The organism is Citrobacter sp. GW821-FHT07H02, from assembly GCF_059418505.1.
On sequence record NZ_JBWKPZ010000038.1, the window covers coordinates 1 to 868 of the forward strand.

Below are 868 nucleotides of genomic sequence, written 5' to 3' on the forward strand. Positions count from 1 at the left end.
GAATCCCAGCTCTATGCATGGCGCAGTAAGATTAACAATGCCCGCTGCTCTTCCGAACGTGAGCAGGAAATGTCTGTTGAAATTGCGCGCCTTAAGCGCCAGTTGGCTGAGCGGGACGAGGAGCTGGCTATCCTCCAAAAGGCCGCGACATACTTCGCGAAGCGCCTGAAATGAAGTATGTCTTTATTGAAAAACATCGGGCTGAGTTCAGCGTCAAAGCCATGTGTCGGGTTCTGCGGGTTGCCCGCAGTGGCTGGTATGCCTGGCGACTGCGTCGTCATCAGATAACCCCTCGACAGCAGTTCCGGCTTGTCTGCGATGCTGCTGTCCGAAAGGCATTCACTGACGCAAAACAGCGTTATGGTGCGCCCCGTCTTGTGGATGAGCTTCCTGCGTACAATGTCAAAACCATTGCCGCCAGCTTGCGGCGTCAGGGGCTTCGCGCAAAAGCGGCCCGGAAGTTCAGCCCGGTCAGCTACCGCGAACATGGCCTGGCGGTGTCTGACAATCTGCTGAAACAGGATTTTTACGCCAGTGCTCCGAACCAGAAATGGGCGGGTGACATCACGTACTTGCGCACGGACGAAGGCTGGTTGTACCTGGCTGTAGTCATTGACCTGTGGTCCCGTGCCGTCATTGGCTGGTCAATGTCACCGCGGATGACAGCACAACTTGCCTGCGATGCGTTACAGATGGCGCTCTGGCGGCGAAAGCGCCCGGAAAATGTCATCGTGCATACGGACAGAGGCGGGCAGTACTGTTCAGCGGACTATCAGGGGTTACTGAAGCGTCATAATCTGCGTGGAAGCATGAGCGCGAAAGGTTGCTGTTATGACAATGCCTGCGTGGAAAGCTTCTTTCACTCGCT

At 55.9% G+C, this 868-nt stretch carries 1 pseudogene; it reads left to right on the top strand.

What is annotated here, in order from left to right:
- A pseudogene (locus AC07NP_RS21795) lies at nt 1–868 on the top strand (IS3 family transposase); the annotation flags it as partial.